General features: G+C 64.0%; 11 protein-coding genes, 3 pseudogenes and 2 riboswitches. Of the genes and pseudogenes, 7 read left to right on the forward strand and 7 right to left on the reverse strand.

Annotated features, from left to right (window positions below; genetic code table 11):
- Nucleotides 1-5: 5 nt before the first annotated feature.
- On the forward strand, nucleotides 6-1,190 hold the full coding sequence (locus AC0L7P_RS17805) for a lytic murein transglycosylase (RefSeq protein WP_473433923.1): 1,185 nt from the start codon (nucleotides 6-8) through the stop codon (nucleotides 1,188-1,190).
- Nucleotides 1,191-1,243: 53 nt separating this feature from the next.
- Here the strand turns inward: AC0L7P_RS17805 and AC0L7P_RS17810 are convergent, their stop codons facing one another.
- Complete coding sequence (locus tag AC0L7P_RS17810; protein WP_473433924.1) at nucleotides 1,244-1,807, reverse strand: YbjN domain-containing protein; 564 nt, start codon at nucleotides 1,805-1,807, stop codon at nucleotides 1,244-1,246.
- Nucleotides 1,808-2,033: 226 nt separating this feature from the next.
- Here AC0L7P_RS17810 and AC0L7P_RS17815 point away from each other — a divergent pair, with 226 nt between their 5' ends.
- Nucleotides 2,034-2,912 (forward strand): PRC-barrel domain-containing protein, encoded by an 879-nt coding sequence (locus tag AC0L7P_RS17815; protein ID WP_473433925.1) that lies wholly within the window; start codon nucleotides 2,034-2,036, stop codon nucleotides 2,910-2,912.
- 71 nt (nucleotides 2,913-2,983) lie between these two features.
- Here AC0L7P_RS17815 and AC0L7P_RS17820 read toward each other — a convergent pair.
- From AC0L7P_RS17820 to AC0L7P_RS17845, 6 genes and pseudogenes are all read right to left on the reverse strand, one after another.
- A pseudogene (locus tag AC0L7P_RS17820) lies at nucleotides 2,984-6,438 on the reverse strand (chromosome segregation SMC family protein).
- A 118-nt stretch (nucleotides 6,439-6,556) separates the two neighbouring features.
- Entirely contained in the window at nucleotides 6,557-7,612 is a 1,056-nt protein-coding gene (locus AC0L7P_RS17825) for a FecCD family ABC transporter permease (RefSeq protein WP_473433926.1), read from the reverse strand.
- 3 nt (nucleotides 7,613-7,615) lie between these two features.
- Nucleotides 7,616-8,552: pseudogene (locus AC0L7P_RS17830) on the reverse strand (ABC transporter substrate-binding protein).
- Nucleotides 8,553-8,562: 10 nt separating this feature from the next.
- Nucleotides 8,563-9,003 (reverse strand): ABC transporter ATP-binding protein, encoded by a 441-nt coding sequence (locus AC0L7P_RS17835; protein WP_473433927.1) that lies wholly within the window; start codon nucleotides 9,001-9,003, stop codon nucleotides 8,563-8,565.
- 101 nt (nucleotides 9,004-9,104) lie between these two features.
- Nucleotides 9,105-9,344 (reverse strand): annotated as a pseudogene (locus tag AC0L7P_RS17840) (ATP-binding cassette domain-containing protein); the annotation flags it as partial.
- Nucleotides 9,341-9,757 (reverse strand): DUF1636 family protein, encoded by a 417-nt coding sequence (locus AC0L7P_RS17845; RefSeq protein ID WP_473433928.1) that lies wholly within the window; start codon nucleotides 9,755-9,757, stop codon nucleotides 9,341-9,343. The pseudogene AC0L7P_RS17840 and the gene AC0L7P_RS17845, both read right to left, overlap by 4 nt.
- Nucleotides 9,758-9,879: 122 nt before the next feature.
- Nucleotides 9,880-10,100, reverse strand: a riboswitch (cobalamin riboswitch).
- A gap of 99 nt (nucleotides 10,101-10,199) precedes the next feature.
- Nucleotides 10,200-10,416: riboswitch (cobalamin riboswitch) on the forward strand.
- A gap of 36 nt (nucleotides 10,417-10,452) precedes the next feature.
- Here AC0L7P_RS17845 and AC0L7P_RS17850 point away from each other — a divergent pair.
- The 5 genes from AC0L7P_RS17850 to cobN are packed head-to-tail and all read left to right on the forward strand — an operon-like array spanning nucleotide 10,453 to nucleotide 16,974.
- Nucleotides 10,453-10,626, forward strand: a complete 174-nt coding sequence (locus AC0L7P_RS17850) for a CbtB domain-containing protein (RefSeq protein WP_473433929.1) — start codon at nucleotides 10,453-10,455, stop codon at nucleotides 10,624-10,626.
- Nucleotides 10,589-11,788 carry a CbtA family protein gene (locus AC0L7P_RS17855; protein WP_473433930.1) on the forward strand — a complete coding sequence of 400 codons (1,200 nt, stop codon included), beginning with the start codon at nucleotides 10,589-10,591 and terminating at the stop codon, nucleotides 11,786-11,788. The genes AC0L7P_RS17850 and AC0L7P_RS17855 overlap by 38 nt, the downstream gene beginning before the upstream one ends.
- Nucleotides 11,725-12,783, forward strand: coding sequence for a cobalamin biosynthesis protein CobW (gene cobW / locus AC0L7P_RS17860; RefSeq protein ID WP_473433931.1), 1,059 nt, complete (start codon nucleotides 11,725-11,727; stop codon nucleotides 12,781-12,783). Before AC0L7P_RS17855 ends, cobW begins: the two co-directional genes overlap by 64 nt.
- Nucleotides 12,780-13,235 (forward strand): GNAT family N-acetyltransferase, encoded by a 456-nt coding sequence (locus AC0L7P_RS17865; RefSeq protein WP_473433932.1) that lies wholly within the window; start codon nucleotides 12,780-12,782, stop codon nucleotides 13,233-13,235. The genes cobW and AC0L7P_RS17865 overlap by 4 nt, the downstream gene beginning before the upstream one ends.
- Before the next feature lies 1 nt (nucleotide 13,236).
- A complete protein-coding gene (gene cobN / locus AC0L7P_RS17870; RefSeq protein WP_473433933.1) occupies nucleotides 13,237-16,974 on the forward strand; it encodes a cobaltochelatase subunit CobN in 3,738 nt (1,245 codons plus the stop codon).
- The last annotated feature ends 22 nt before the right edge of the window (nucleotides 16,975-16,996 follow it).

Genomic DNA, 16,996 nt, shown 5'->3' on the forward strand with positions numbered 1-16,996 from the left:
CATTGATGAACCTGCCCCTCGCAACCTTGGCCGCCCTTGCTCTGGGCACCACCCTTGCCACGGCGCAATCCGCCGTGCCCTGCGGCGGCAGCTTTGCCGATTTCCGCGCCCGGATGCAGGCCGAGGCCCTGGCCCGCGGCCACGACCCGGCCAGCATCGATGCCTTCTTCCGCAACACCCGTCAGGATGACAGCACCCTGCGCGCCGACCGTCGCCAGGGCGTGTTTCAACTGCCCTTTGTCGAATTCTCGCGCCGGGTGATCAGCCAGAACCGCATCGACAACGGCCGCGCCAACCTGCGCAAATGGGGCAAGGTGTTCGACAGGGTAAAAGCCGAATACGGCGTCAGCCCCGGCGTTCTGCTGGCGTTCTGGGCGCTGGAAACCGATTACGGCGCGGTGCAGGGCGATTTCAACACCGTCAACTCGCTGATGACCCTGGCCCACGATTGCCGCCGCCCCGATCTGTTCCGCCCCCAGGTCTTTGCCGCGCTCACGTTATTTGAACAGGGTGAACTTGACCCCAACACCACCACCGGCGCCTGGGCCGGTGAAATCGGCATGGTGCAGATGCTCCCCGAGGACATCCTTAGCAACGGTGTGGATGGCGATGGCGATGGCAAGATCAGCCTGAAAACCTCGCCCCCCGATGCGCTGATGTCCGGGGCATCCATGCTCAAAACCCTCGGCTGGCGACCGGGCGAACCCTGGCTGCACGAAATCACGGTGCCCCAAACGCTCGATTGGTCAAAAACCGGCCTCAACCACCCACGCAGCGTGGCCGAATGGCGCGCCATGGGGGTCACCCCCCGCAACGGCGCCCTTGGCGATGATGGGCTGATGGCCTCGGTCCTGCTGCCCCAGGGGCGCAAGGGACCGGCCTTTCTGGCCTATCCAAACTTCAACGTCTACTTTGAGTGGAACCAAAGTTTCGTCTACGTCACCACCGCCGCCTATTTCGCCACCCGGCTGGAAGGCGCAAAAGTCTTCTCCGCCGGAACGTCCGATCCGGGGCTGGACGGTGACGGCATGAAAGCCCTGCAAACGAAACTGGTCGCCCTTGGCCATGACGTGGGCGGTATCGACGGCATCCTTGGGGAAAAGACCCGTGAAGCGGTGCAAAGCGAACAACAGCGTCTTGGCCTGCCCGCCGATGCCTGGCCGACGCCGACGCTTCTCAACCAACTCTGACCCTGCGGGATGGCGGGTGGGGCGTCGGCGCAGCCGCGCGTCGCCCCCATCCCTCAGACACCCAGTTGCTTTTCCCAAAGCACAACCAACTGGCGCCACAGATCCAGATAGGTGGCAAAGGTTTCCGGCCCCATGCCATCATCGCGCATCAACAGATCCATCTGCATCCGCGGGTTTCCCTCATCGCTCAGCCAGGCCCGCACATAGCGATAGCGCGAATTGAAATCGTTCATTTCGGCCGCATCAATCGGACGGTTCAGGATATACGCGCTGTGAAACTGAATCCCCTTACAGTTTTTCCCGTCCTTGCAATCCAGAAAATACACCCAGTAATCGCTTCTTGACACCTTACCGGTAATCATCGGATTGCCCGAACTGGTGGTGGTCAGCTTTGCCTGATACCCTTCGGACAGCATCGCCGCCTGAATCGATTCCGGGTCCGACGCCAACAGCCCCTTGCGCAAGCCGCCTGCAACCGGTGCCGGGGGTGCCGGCGTCTCGGCCTCTGGCGTGTCAGTGACGGGAAAGCTGCCCACGCCCTTGCTTATTCCCTCGGCCAGCGCAGGCGCACCAACCCCGATCGCGACCGCACAGGCGGCAATAAGAATTCGGTTCATGTTGTTTCCTCGCCCTTCAATCATCCAAGTTAACCTCACTGCCTGCCTCTGGGTCAAGCGGCACGCGCACGCCGCCCCCCGGATGAAGCGATTTGTCATCCTTTGCCCTGCCCTTGCCGCCAAAAGACACAGTTTTTCCCGGATATCGCGGAACAACGCGGCCCGACAAACATTGATTGCCCAACGGCGGGGCCTTCCCCGCAGCGCAACAAAAGGAACCTTCGACATGAAAAAGTTCATGACAACAACCGCACTCGTCGCCCTTCTGGCCACCCCCGTGCTGGCGCAGGACAACATGAGCGACGGCCCCTTCTATACGGCCCCCACCGACAGCCAAACCGCAGCAACCCCGTTTGAGCTGCGCGCCTCGGATCTGATCGGCAAACGGCTCTATACGTCCGAAGTCAAATTCGCCGACGCCGAAACCATGGACGTGTCCGACGACTGGAACGATGTAGGCGAAATCAGCGATATCCTCATGGCGCGCGACGGCAGCACCGAAGCAGTCCTGCTCGACATTGGCGGCTTTCTGGGAATTGGCGAACGCACCGTGGCCGTTACCATGGACAAGCTGAATTTTGTGCGTGATGGCAACGACGCGAATGATTATTTCATCGTCGTGACAGCCTCTCAGGCGCAGTTGGACAGCGCCCCTGAATTCGACGCCAAAAGCGTAGATGGCTGGACCATGGGCAACGCCACGCAACCGGCAACCACCACGGCCCCTGCCGCGCCGGAAACTGTCGCCACCACAACCCAGGCTGACACCACCATGCCCGCCAAGATGGATGACATGGACAAACGCGTCGAAGTCGCCGCAACCGAGGTGGACAGTGATGCCCTGATCGGCGCCCGGGTCTATGATGCCGAAAACGAATGGATCGGCGATGTGTCCAAACTGCTGATTTCGGACGAAGGCAAGGTGAACGAAGTCGTGCTCGACATCGGCGGTTTTCTTGGGATGGGCGAACACCCGGTCGCCGTGAGCATGGATGAGCTGACGCTGATGCACCCCGAGGCCGATGCCGACGATATCAGCGTGCATATCGCCGCCAGCGGTGACGCGCTCAAGGATATGCCCGAATGGAAAGATGCGGACAAATAATCCGCCCCCAACCTTTCTTGCAAACAACGATGGGCCGGTGCAAACGCACCGGCCCGTTTCGCGTTCAGCCCTCAGGCGACCAGCGCTTCGGCCTTTTTCAGATCGACCGAGACAAGCTGGCTCACCCCCAATTCGCCCATGGTCACCCCGAACAGACGGTCCATCCGGGCCATCGTCACCCCGTGGTGGGTGATGATCAGGAACCGGGTTTCGGTCTGGCGGGTCATTTCATCCAACAGGTCGCAAAACCGCGTCACATTGGCATCGTCCAAGGGCGCGTCCACCTCATCCAGCACGCAGATCGGCGCCGGATTGGCCAGAAACACCGCAAAAATCAGGGCCATTGCCGTCAGGGTCTGCTCACCGCCGCTCAGCAGTGAAAGCGTCGACAGTTTCTTGCCCGGCGGCTGGCACATGATCTCAAGCCCCGCATCCAGCGGGTCGTCGGATTCCACCAGTTCCAACCGCGCGTCGCCGCCGCCAAACAGGTGGGTGAACAATTGTGCAAAATTGGCGTTTACCTGTTCGAAGGCGGTCAAAAGCCGTTCGCGCCCTTCGCGGTTCAGCCCGGCAATACCGGTGCGCAGGGCCTTGATCGCCTCTTCCAGATCGGCCTTTTCAGTGATCAGCAGGTCATGCTCGCCCTGCACCTCGCGCGCATCCTCTTCGGCGCGCAGGTTCACCGCGCCCAATGCATCGCGCTGCCGTTTCAGGCGGTTTACCTCGGTTTCGATCTGTTCCGCCGGAGGCATCGCCTCGGGGTCGGCATCCAGCGTGTCCAGCAACACCTGCGGCGTCACCTCCAGGGCCTCGAATATCCGCGCCGCCGTCTGTTCCACGGCCGCACCGGCGGCCTCGGCCCGGGCCTCGGCGGCGGCGCGGGCCTCGCGCGCTTCGCTTGCTTGGCGTTCGGCATCACGGGCGGCGATCACCGCCATCCGCTGACCCGTTTCAGCGCTGGCCAGACCCTCCGCCGCCGCGCCCTTGCGCGCTGTCGCATCCTCAAATCCCCGGTCCAGATCGGCCCGTTTCGCCGCGATTTCATCGGGCGCGCCACTGGCCGCCGCCAGTTCGCCGCGCGATGTGGCAAGACGCGATTCAAGCTCGGCCATGCGTTTGCCCGCCGTTTCCAGACGGCTCTGCCACCCGGTCAGTTCCTTGTTCACCGCCTGTGCGCGCCGGCTGCGCGCCTCGCCGTCCCGGCGCAATTCATCATGGGCCGAGCGGCGCTGCATCATCGTCATGCGCGATGCCTCAACCGTCATTTTCACGTCCTCGACCTCGGCGCGCAGCCCGCCCAGATCGGGCAGTCCCGCCAGTGCCGTTTCGGCCTCATTCACCCGGGTGCGGGCGGCCATCGCCTCTTCTTCGTGGCGGGTCACGGCCAGACGGGCGCTTTCCAGCTTGCCATCGGCAATGTTGCGATCGGCCTCAAGGCGCGACAGGGCGCGGTTGGTTTCAGACACCTGCCGGTCGGCATCACGACGCGCCTCGCGCGCTTCGCGGTCGGTGCGGGTCAGATCCTCAAGCCGGGTTTTCAGCATGTCATGGGCCGTCGCGGCCCCTTCGGCACGGGCGCTGACGCGCTCCATCTCCTGCTTCAATCCCTCGATCCGGTTCATCTGTTGCAGCCGCAGGGCGGCGGCAGAGGGCGCATCTTCGGCCCCGGCGCGAAACCCGTCCCAGCGCCACAGATCGCCTTCGGTGCTGACCAACCGCTGACCGGGCAGCAAGGTGCCCTGCATCTGCGCGCCTTCCTCGGGCGCGACAAGGCCGATCTGCCCGATCCGGCGGGTCAGCACATCCGGCACGCGCACATGATCGGCCAGCGAAACGATACCCTCGGGCAAGGGCTGTGCCACGCCGTAACCGGGCAAGGGCGCCCAGCCCGACACCCCCGCCACCCCAATGGCCGGGGCGCGCAGATCATCGGCGAGTGCGGCGCCCAGCGCCTTTTCATAGCCCGGCGCGACGGACAAAAGATCCATCACCTGACCGTCTTCGGCGGTGTCACGCGCCACCAGTTTGGACAGCGCCGCCGCCTCGGCCCGAAGCGCGCCAAGTTCCCCCTCGGCGGCGCTGCGTTCGGCGCGGGCGTCGGCCTCGCGCGATTGGGCATCGCTGCGCGCCTCATCGGCAGCAATCAGCGCCGCCTCGACCCGTGCGGCCAGATCGGCGGCGGCGGTTTGGGCGGCGGCGGCGGTGTCGAAATTCGCGGCAACCCTGGCCAATGCCGCTTCGGCAGCCGTCACAGCGGCGCGCGCACTTTCGGCCTCGCCCATGGCGCGATCACGGGTGCGGCGGGAATCCTCGACCAACCGCTGGGCCGAATGGTGACGGGCGGACAGGCGCGCCACCTCTTCGGTCTGCGCGCCCAGGGCTGTCTCGCGCGTTGCCAGAACCTCGGTCGCTTCGCGCGCGGCGGCGGCGGCGATGGCCAGTGCCTCGGCCTGCCCTTCCATCGCGTGGGCCAGCTCTGCCGCCTCACCCTCCAGCCGGGCGATGGTTTCACCGGCATCGCTGTTCAGGGTCTCTTCCCGCTCGGCGTCATGTTCAAGCTGACCGATGCGTTTTTGCAACGTGTCGATCTGGGCGCGGGCGCGGGTCTCGCTCTCGGCCAGTGCCTCGCGCTCGACCGTCAGGCGTTGCAATACCGCGCTGGCGATTGCCTCTTCCTCGCGCAGGGGGGCAAGGCGGCGTCGGCCACGTCGCGCGCCTGTTCTGCCGCCAGTGCGGCGCGTTCGGCTTCGCGCGCGCGCGCGGTGCGGTCGCGCAGCCCGGCCTGATCGCGCTGATGCGCCACGTCTGCCTCGCGCCAGCGGCGATACAAAAGCAACCCTTCGGCGCGCCGCAATTCAGCGCCGATTTCACGGTAGCGCGCCGCCTGACGGGCCTGCTGGGCCAGTTGCGCCAGTTGCCCTGCCAATGCCTCGACCACATCATCGACGCGCAAAAGGTTGGCTTCGGCGGCTTTCAGCTTCAGCTCGGCCTCGTGGCGGCGCTGATACAGGCCGGAAATCCCTGCCGCCTCTTCCAGAATGCGACGGCGGGATTTTGGTTTGGCGTTGATCAGTTCCGAGATCTGCCCCTGCCGCACCAAGGCGGGCGAATGGGCGCCGGTCGAGGCATCGGCGAACAGCATCTGAATATCACGCGCCCGCACCTCTTTGCTGTTGGCCTTGTAGGCAGAGCCGGCATCACGGGTGATCCGGCGCGTCACCTCAAGAACATCGGCATCGTTGAACCCTGTGGGCGCCAGCCGTTCGGAATTGTCCAGATGCAGCGCGACCTCGGCGAAATTGCGCGCCGGGCGTGATGAGGTGCCAGCGAAAATCACATCCTCCATCCCGCCGCCGCGCATGGCCGAGGCGCGGTTTTCCCCCATGACCCAGCGCAGCGCCTCAAGCAGGTTGGATTTGCCACAACCGTTCGGCCCGACAACCCCGGTCAGCCCCTCGGCGATGATCAGGTCGGTCGGATCGACAAAGGATTTGAAACCGTTGAGTTTCAGACGGGTGAATCGCACGTCGCTGTGGCCCCTGTTGCAAGATCAGGCGCTATTTTGGCCAATCCGGATGGGCAGAGTCAACGCGCCGCCCCTGCATATCGGCGGATCAGTGCAGTTATCCACAATATATCGCGGATCATCCGACCTTGCGGCGCAAAAGCCAGACAAAGAACGCCCCGCCGATCAGGCCCGTCACAATGCCCACCGGAATATCGTCGGGCGCCATCACTGTGCGCGCCAGAATATCGGCCCAAAGCAGGAACAGCGCCCCGAACAGCGCCGACACCGGCAACAGACGCACATGATCGCCGCCGACGATCATCCGCACGATATGGGGCACCATCAGTCCGACAAACCCGATAACCCCGGAAAAGGCCACCATCACCCCGGTGATCAGCGCCCCGACCACAAAAACCGACAGCCGGAACCGCGCCACGGGAATGCCAAGGGTCGAGGCGGTTTCATCGCCCACGGTCATTGCGTTCAGGTTGCCCGCGTTCAGAAACAGCCAGACCCCGCAAAGGGCCAGCACCACCAGCGGATAGGCCAACTGCCCCCATTGGGCCAGGCCCAGCCCGCCAAGCATCCAGAACACCACCGTGTGGGTGGCGCGCGGATCGCCCAGAAAGATCAGCATGTTGGCCGCCGACATCACGATGAACGACACCGCAACCCCGGCCAGAACCAAGCGATCGGCGCTGGTGGCCGAGGCAAGCCGCGCCACCGCCAGCACCAGCAATGTCGCGCCCAGCGCCCCGCCAAAAGCCATCAGTGGCACAGTGAGGAACCCGATGAACAACCCCGTGTGCAGCAGCGCCAATATGGCGCCAAACGCCCCGCCCGCCGAAATGCCCAACAGATGCGGATCGGCCAAAGGGTTGCGCGTGACCGCCTGAAGGCTGGCCCCCACCACGGCCAAACCACCCCCCACCAGACAGGCCAGCGCGGCCCGGGGCAGGCGGATATCCCACACGATGGCGGCGCGCCCCGCGCTCCAGGTGACATCCATGGTACCGGGGACGATCCGGTTGATCACCACGCCCCAGACGGTTTGCATCGGCACCTGCACGGCCCCCACGCTGACCGCCACCGAAAGCGACAGCAGCAAGGCAACCGTCCCCAGAAAGAGAGTAAGGCTCAGCCCGAATGTGCGCCCAAGCCGGGGCGCGTGATCGTCAGTTTGTCCGCTCATGGCTCAGGGCGCGCGAAAGGCGGCGGCAAGGGTTTTCACCGCGGCAATGTTGCGCGGCCCCGGCGTGGCCTCGATATAATCCAGCACGACGAAGCGGTCGTTTTTCACGGCGTCGATCCCGGCAAAGGCGGGATTATTGCGCATGAAATCGGCCTTCTGTTCGGCGGTGACGCTGCCATAATTCACGATGACGATCACCTCGGGGTTTCGTTCCACCACGGCCTCCCACCCGACGGTCGCCCAGCTTTTCTCAAAATCATTCATGATGTTGATGCCGCCTGCCTGTTGGATCAGGGCGTTGGGCATGGCATAGCGCCCGGCGGTGAAGGGCACATCTTCGCCGCTGTCATAGACGAACACCCGGGGCGGTGTTCTCAGCGGCGGCTGGGTGGCAAGGAAACCGGCCAGATCGGCCTTGTAACCCTCGATCAGCGCGGCGGCCTTGTCAGACACACCAAAGATCGCGCCCAGATTGCGCAGATCGTTATACATGTCCTCCATGCTGGCGGGGGCCTTGGGGCCGATGTGGATACAGCTTTCGGACAGTTCGTAAACCTTGATCCCGAATGGGGCGAGCTGTTTCGGGGGTCACTTCGCCGCCCACTTTCATGCCGTAATTCCACCCCGCCAAGTAAAAATCGGCATCCGCCCCGATCAGCACCTCCTTGCTGGGGGATTTCGGCGCCAGTTCGGGTAGTTTTGCCACCGCTTCGCGCATTTCAGGGTTCATCTTTCGGCGGTCGGAAATACCGATGTATCCCGCCATCCGGTCCGCCAGCCCAAGAACCAGCATCATTTCCGTCATGTTCACATCCTGCGATACGGCGGCCCTTGGCGGGGCATCAAATGTCACCACGCGATCACAGCTTTTCACGGTGGTCTGGGCGATGGCGCCACTGGCCAACAGGCACAGGGCAGCGGCGGCTGCGATGGTTTTCATTGCAATACTCTCAGGTGGGAAGGTGAAAGGAAAAATGATTGGTGTCGCTGATCGACAGGCGTTCGCGCCGGGCATTGACACGAAAGATGTCAGACACCAAAGGTTCGCTCAGCAGGGTATCGGGCAGGCCAAAGCCGCGCATATGTCCGCGATCAAGGATCAGGATATCGTCACAGATCGCGGCGGCCATGTTCAAATCGTGCAACGACACCACGATGGTCAGATCCAGATCCCGGATCAGGGCCAGCACCTCAAGCTGGTGACGGATATCGAGATGGTTCGTCGGTTCGTCCAGCACCAGAATCTGTGGGCCCTGCGCCAGGGCGCGGGCCACCATGGCGCGCTGCCGCTCACCGCCCGACAAGGTGGCGAATTCGCGGTGCTGTAATTGCGCAAGGTCCAGCCGCGCCAGAATGCCATCAACGACCGCCCCATCCCCCGCCCCCGACATGGACAGCGCGGCGCGGTGGGGGTGCGGCCCAGCGCCACAATCTCACGCACGCTCAACCCAAGGCCGGCGGGCTGTTCCTGCAACACCGCCGCCACCCGGCGCGCGGCGGCGCGGGCGGGCAGTTGCCACAGGTCATCGCCCCCCACCAGAACCCGGCCCGAATGCGGCGCGTGAAACCGGTACAGCAGGCGCAGCAAGGTGGATTTGCCCGCGCCATTCGGTCCGACCACCCCCAGAACCCGCCCCGCAGCGACGTGAAAACGCACAGGATGCAGCACCAGGGGGGCGCGTTTACGCGGCGCCCAGGTGGCATTTTCAACTGTCAGATGGGCGGCGCTCATGACAGGCGCCTGTCATCTTCTTCGGTCACGATCATCATCGACGGCACCCGCGCCAGTGTCGATTTGCGCAATGTGCCGGGGCGCTCCACCGACGAACACCCGCCATTGTACCGCAGGGCATAGGTTTGCGCAAAAGCCACCAGATCGTCGATGTCATCCTCGGGTGTGGTATCCCCGAACAGATAGGTCGCCTTGCGCGTGGCATGATAGGCCACAGTGCAGGGCCGCGAACAGCACGTCATGCAGGCGACGCCGGAAATGGCGAAATCGGCATCGACCAGATCGCCCGCCGCCGCAATGGCCGCACGCAATCGCGTGATCAGTTCATAACCGGACCAACAAGGCGCCCCGGTGTGTCTGCACGACAGGCAGACGGTTATTCTGTGTGTGGTCGTGTTGGTTTCCTGGCCCATGTCGCCCTCCGCGCAATGGCGGGGCAGGCGGCGAACATCGCATGGGGCACGGCGCAATCCGTGAACGCATCATGATCTCCTGACCGGACACCCCGCCCGGGTTGGTTGCATCAAAGTGCCGAACATCGGCACCCGTGATGGCAGGTCTCCTGACTCGCGGGTCGCTGCTTGCCCGATCCTTCCCGTGCCATTCGGGGCACAGTGGTGATCCTCGGGGTCGCTCGCCGCTTACAGTTGCGGGGGCAGTTACGGAGTTGGCGCGCCTTGGCTCTTCCTCACCGTATTCCCTTTTCATCCCGGTTTACGCCTTAGGCTGCCGGGAACCATCGCCGCCTGTTTGGGGGATTCACCCGCGCCGGTCAAGGCCGCAAAATGCCCGCAGCCGGTGGCGCAGCCATGCCCATGATTGTCGCAAATCACCTTGACCCGGACCCGCCGCCGGTGCCAAATGGCACAGCATGGTGCCCAAACCCGTGATCCACACGCCGGGCATAATTGGGAATGTGGAACAGGTGACCCAATCCGGGGCCTGCCACCACAGCCGCCCCCGCGACTGTCCGCGGCGAGCCTGCGCTGAGAATGCCACTGGAGCGATCCGGGAAGGCCAGCGCATGTGATGACCCGCCAGCCAGGAGACCTGCCATGCGGCGATGCAACCCTCCCGTCGGGTGTGACGGGCCAAGGAGATGAACCAAATGACGACACAAACACAAACCCTGCCCCGCACACAAACGGCGACCCCTGCCGTGATCCTGTTCGCGGTGGTTGCCGGTATCCTTTTGATCTGTGCCTCGGGTCTTGCGCAGGCCAGCGTCATGCATGACGCCGCCCATGACCAACGCCACGCCATGGCATTTCCCTGCCACTGATCCCAAGGCCGAAAACATGTTCAAAACTGTACTGACCAGCGCGGTGTTCGCTGGGCTGGCGGCAGGCGTTTGCGCCGCGCTGATCCAGTTTCAGTTCGTGATTCCGCTGCTGTTGGAAGGCGAATTGTACGAAACCGGCGCCCGGGTGCATTTCGCCATCGACGGCACCACCCAGAGCATTTCCGCCGCGCCTGCCATTGGCACCGACTGGGCACGCCATGGCCTGACCGTGGCGTTCAACGTCGTCACCTATACCGGCTTTGCGTTTCTGTTGTTGGCGGGCATGTCACTGGCGGCCCTGCGCGGCCATACAATCACCCCACGTTCGGGGCTGATCTGGGGGCTGTGCGGGTTCTTTGCCGTGCAACTGGCGCCCGCCTTTGGCCTGCCGCCAGAATTGCCCGGCACGATCGCCGCGGATGTGGACGCGCGCCAGATCTGGTGGGCCGCAACGACCCTTGCCACGGGGGGCGGCATCGCGCTGATCGCTTTTGGCCGGTCGTTGGTGCCGCTGGTGGGGATTGTTCTGATCCTGCTGCCGCAGGTATTCGGCGCGCCGATGCTTGACACATACTTTGGCATTGCCCCCCGGAACTGTCTGCCGAATTTGCCACCCGCAGCCTCGGGTCAGCCGCCGCCGGATGGGCAATTCTGGGGTATCTTGCCGGGTTCTTTTATTCCCGGCTGGCCGAACAGGGCAATCCCGTCCCCGCATGAACGATCACGCAGGCACCCTTCCCTTGAGGCACAGGCGCAACCGCCCGGCGGCGCGCGCATCCTCGATCCAGCCATCTGGTGCCTGCGCATACAGCGCCGCAAATCCATGGATGTCGGCGCAATCGCCGGCATCCACCCCGGAAAACAGATATGTCGCCTTGCCCGGCGCCCGAAACGCCACGCTCACCGGTTCGCCACACATGGTCATGCAATCGACCTGCCGCAGGATGAAACCAACGGGAACCACCAGCGCGGCAATCAGCGCGGCCCCTTTGGCCGTGGTCCCGGCCCGACAGGACGCGCATATCACAATTTCATGGCTCATCGCCCGCCCCTAATTCAGGTGTGCCCGCCGATCAAGCCCCGCCCAAAGGATACCCCATGCCCGCAAAAATCCCTGCCACCGTCGTTACCGGCTTTCTCGGCTCTGGCAAGACGACCCTGATCCGCCACATGCTGCAACACGCCGAAGGACGGCGCATTGCCCTGATCATCAACGAATTCGGTGACCTTGGCGTGGATGGCGACATCCTGAAAGGGTGCGGCGATGAAACCTGCACCGATGACGACGTGATGGAGCTGTCCAACGGCTGTATCTGCTGCACCGTGGCCGATGATTTCATCCCCGCCATGGAAAAGCTGCTGGACCGTCCCAACCCGCCCGATCACATCGTGATTGAAACCAGCGGCCTTGCCCTGCCGCAACCTTTGGTACGGGCGTTCAACTGGCCCGGCATCAACACCCGTGTCACGGTCGATGGCGTGGTCACGGTGGTGGATGGCAAGGCGGTCAGCACGGGCCAGTTTGCCCATAACATCGCCGCTGTGGATGCCCAGCGCGCGCAGGATGAAAACCTCGATCACGAAACGCCCCTGTCCGAGCTGTTCGAAGATCAGATCGCCTGTGCCGACATGATCGTGGTGAACAAGGCCGATCTGCTGGGCACAGACGAGGCCACTGCACTGGCCAGCCGCCTGAAATCCGACAGCCGCGATGGCGTGCAGGTGGTCACCGCCACCATGGGTGCCCTGCCCATTGGTGTGCTTTTGGGCCAGAACGCCGCCGCCGAAGCCAGCCTTGAGGCCCGCCACGAGGTGCATCATCACCATCACCACGACGAAGATGATGATCACGACCATGAACACGAACATGGCCACGACGAATTTGAATCCTTCGTGCTCACCCTGCCAGAACTCAGCGATCCGGCGGCGTTTTCGGCCCGGGTGGTCGAAACGATAAAGGCCCACAACATCCTGCGCCTCAAAGGCTTTGCCGCCGTCACCGGCAAACCCATGCGCCTGACCATGCAGGCCGTCGGCCCCCGCATCGACAGCTATTTTGACCGCCCCCTTGGCGCAAATGAACCCCGCGAAACCCGCCTTGTGGTGATCGGACAGGCCGGGCTGAACCGCGCCGCCATTGAAAAGGCGCTGGCGTGACATTGATTGTCGAACCGGGCGACCCCCTTGCGCCCGGCCCCGCCGCGCTGTTGGCCGCCAGCCACGCGTTGATGGAGGCGTCCTTTCCCGCCGAGGACAATCATTACCTCTCGCTCGACGCGTTGAAATCCCCCGAAATCGCGTTCTTTGTCGCCCGCGACGGGGCCGAAACATTGGGCACCGGCGCATTGGCACAAAAGGACGGCTACGGCGAAGTAAAATCCATGTTCACCTCTGAAACCGCCCGTGGGCGCGGCGTGGCAGGCGCCCTGTTGCGCCAGATCGAGGATCACGCCCGCGCCCTCGGCCTGCCCCTGCTGCGTCTTGAAACCGGCAACATCCTGCACGCCGCCCATCGCCTTTACGCGCGCCACGGGTTTACCGCCTGTGGCCCCTTCGGCGCTTACCTCGCCAACACAACAAGCATTTTCCTGGAAAAGCGGCTGGACTGACATGCACCTTCTTGCCGCCACCCCCGGCACCGTGGACGACGGAAATGAGCCCGTCGATCTGGGCCAGACCCCCGCCGATATCGTGCTCATCTCGGCCGCCGACACCGAACTGGCCGCCCTGTCCGAGGCGCGCGCCGAACTGGCCGATGCGCCCACCCTGCGGCTGGCCAACCTGACCCACCTGATCCACCCCATGTCGGTTGATCTGCATCTGGACAACTGCGCCACGAAATCCCGGCTGGTCATCGCCCGGATGCTGGGCGGTGCGGGATACTGGAAATACGGGTTCACCCAATATGCCGCCCGCCTTCATGCGGCGGGCATCCCCTTTGCCGCCCTGCCCGGTGATGACAAACCCGATGCCGAAATCCGTGCGCTTTCAACCGTCTCAGACGAAGACTATGACGCGCTCTGGTCCTATTTCGTCGAAGGCGGCCCCGCCAACGCCACCAACCTGCTGCGCTACGCCGATGCGATGCTGAACGCGCCCTCCCGGCGCGCCGAAACCCCCGCCGCCGCGCCCCTGTTGCGCGCGGGCGCCTATTGGCCAGGCAGCGGCCCAACCCCGCTCGCCACGCTCCGCGAACACTGGCAGGATGTCGCGCCCGTCGTGCCGATCATATTCTATCGCGCGTTGGTACAGGGCGCCGGGCTGCACCCGATCAACCGCCTCACCCGCGCCCTGCTGCGCGCCGGGTTGAACCCGCTGCCCGTCTTTGTCGCCTCGCTGAAAGATCCGGTATCCGCCGCCACCCTCGATCACCTCTTCACCGCCGCCCCGCCGGACGTAATCCTCAACACCACCGCCTTCGCCACCGGCTCGCCCCATCAGGGCGACCGCGAAACCACCAACCCTCTGGCGATGCCCACCGCCAACAATGCCCCGGTGTTTCAGGTCGTCCTTGCCTCGGGCACCGAAGAATCCTGGGCCAAGGGCACAACCGGCCTGTCGGGGCGTGACATTGCCATGAACGTCGCCCTCCCCGAGGTCGACGGCCGCATCCTGTCGCGCGCCATCAGCTTCAAGGGCGAGGCTTACTTCGACGACGCCACCCAATGCCCCATTGCCACCTACCGCGCCAACGGTGAACGGATAGATTTCGTGGCAAGCCTGACCAAAAACTGGGCCACCCTGCGCAACACGAAACCAAAAAACCGCAAAATCGCCCTGATCCTCGCCAACTACCCCAACAAGGACGGGCGCCTGGCCAACGGCGTCGGCCTCGACACCCCCGCCGCCACCGCCCATGCCCTGCGCACCCTGTCAAACGCAGGCTACACCATCGAAAATGCCCCAGCCGACAGCCAATCCCTGATGGAAAGCCTCCTCGCTGGTCCCACCAACTGGCTCACCGATCACGCCGACAAAAAGGGCGGGCAAACTCTCCCCCTCGCCACCTACGAAAAGCACTACGCAAAACTCCCCCTCGCCCTGCGCGACCAGATCGAATCCCGCTGGGGCAAACCCGAACAAGACCCCTTTTTACTGACTCAAATACTCAAATCCGGCACCGCCCCGACCGCAGGCTTCAAACTCTCCATCCACCGGTTCGGCAACGCGGTCGTCGCCCTGCAACCGGCGCGCGGCTATAACATCGACCCGACCGAAACCTACCATTCCCCCGATCTGGTTCCGCCGCACAATTATCTCGCCTTCTACATCTGGCTGCGCGAACACTGGGGCGCCCACGCCCTTGTCCATATGGGCAAACACGGCAACCTCGAATGGCTCCCGGGCAAATCCCTCGCGCTTTCCGATGAATGTTTCCCCGAGGCGGCCATGGGGCCGATGCCCCACATCTATCCCTTCATCGTGAACGATCCCGGCGAAGGCACCCAGGCCAAACGCCGCGCCCAGGCGGTGATCGTCGATCACCTGACCCCGCCCCTGACCCGCGCAGAAACCTATGGTCCCCTGCGCGACCTCGAAGCGCTGGTCGACGAATATTACGAGGCGGCAGGCGTCGATCCCCGGCGCATCACCCACCTGCGCCGGGAAATCCTGTCGCTCACGGCCATATCGGGCCTCGACAAGGACGCGCAGTTCACCGGCGACACCGACAGCGACCTTGCCAAACTCGATGCCTACCTCTGTGAATTGAAAGAGGCCCAGATCCGTGACGGCCTGCACATCTTCGGCCAATCCCCAACCGGCCCCCTGCTGCGCGATCTCGCCATCGCCCTCGCCCGCATCCCCCGGGGCGACGGCAAAGGAAAGAACGCATCGCTCCTGCGCGCCTTGGCCCATGATCTCGATCTGCAATTCGACCCACTCGATGCCGATATGGCCGCCCACTGGAGCGGCCCGCGCCCAACAGCGCTTGACCTCACCAATGAGCCCTGGCGCACGACCGGCGACACAATCGAACGCCTCGAACTCCTGGCCCAAACCCTATGGGACGGTGGGCGGGGCGTCGGCGACAGCCGCGCGCCGTCCCCCGGCCCCGCAACAACACAAGTCCTCGACGAACTCAAAACCATCACCCAGACCGTCACCCGATGCGGCCCCGCCGAATCCACCGCCCTGCTCACCGCTCTTGACGGCCGTGCCATCCCGCCCGGCCCCTCCGGCGCCCCCACACGGGGCCGCCTTGACACGCTTCCGACCGGGCGCAATTTTTTCAGCGTCGACAGCCGCGCCGTGCCCACGCCAACCGCCTGGGCGCTGGGGTGGAAATCCGCCAATCTACTGATCGAAAAACACCTCCAGGATCACGGTGACTGGCCCCGCACCCTGTTGATCACCGCCTGGGGCACCGCCAACATGCGCACCGGCGGCGACGACATCGCCCAGGCCCTCGCCCTCATGGGGGTGAAACCCACATGGGATTCCGCCAACCGCCGCGTGACCGGCTTTGAGATCCTTCCCGCCAGCACCCTCGCCCGCCCCCGGGTCGATGTCACCCTGCGCGTTTCGGGCTTTTTCCGCGACGCCTTTCCGCAACTGATTGATCTGATTGACAGCGCCGCACGCGCCGTCATGGCGCTGGACGAACCACAGGATATGAACCCCGCCGCCCATCGTGCCCGCAGCGAAAACGACACGACCCGGGTTTTCGGCTCCAAACCCGGGGCCTATGGCGCGGGCCTGCAAGCCATGATCGACGAAAAACTCTGGGCCAATACCGCCGATCTGGCTGACGCCTATCTCGCCTGGGGCAGCTATGCCTATGGCAGGGGCGATGAGGGACGTCAGGACCGAAGAGCATTTGAAACCCGCCTGAAACAAACCGAGGCGATCGTCCAGAACCAAGACAACCGAGAACATGATCTGCTGGATTCCGACGATTATTACCAGTTCGAGGGCGGTGCCGCCGCCGCTGTGCAAACCCTGCAAGGGCAGCAACGCCCGATCTATCACAACGATCACTCACGCCCCGAACGCCCGGTCATCCGCACTTTGGACGATGAAATCGGGCGGGTTGTCCGCTCGCGCGTGGTCAACCCGAAATGGATTGATGGGGTAAAACGCCACGGCTATAAAGGCGCTTTCGAAATCGCCGCGACCGTGGATTACATGTTTGCCTTTGCAGCCACCACCGGCGCGGTGAAATCCCACCACTTTGATCTGGTCCATGCCGCCTTTCTCGAAGACGACGCCACCCGCGAATTCATCGCCGAACACAACGCCCCGGCCCTGCGCGAAATCGCCCAGCGGCTGGACGAGGCGATCAAACGTGGCCTCTGGACCCCGAAATCCAATTCGGCCCACGCCCTGATCGACCGGTTGCGCCACTAAAGCACTTTCGCAAAAACCTGTA

This window comes from Oceaniglobus sp. K40-3 (assembly GCF_055808395.1).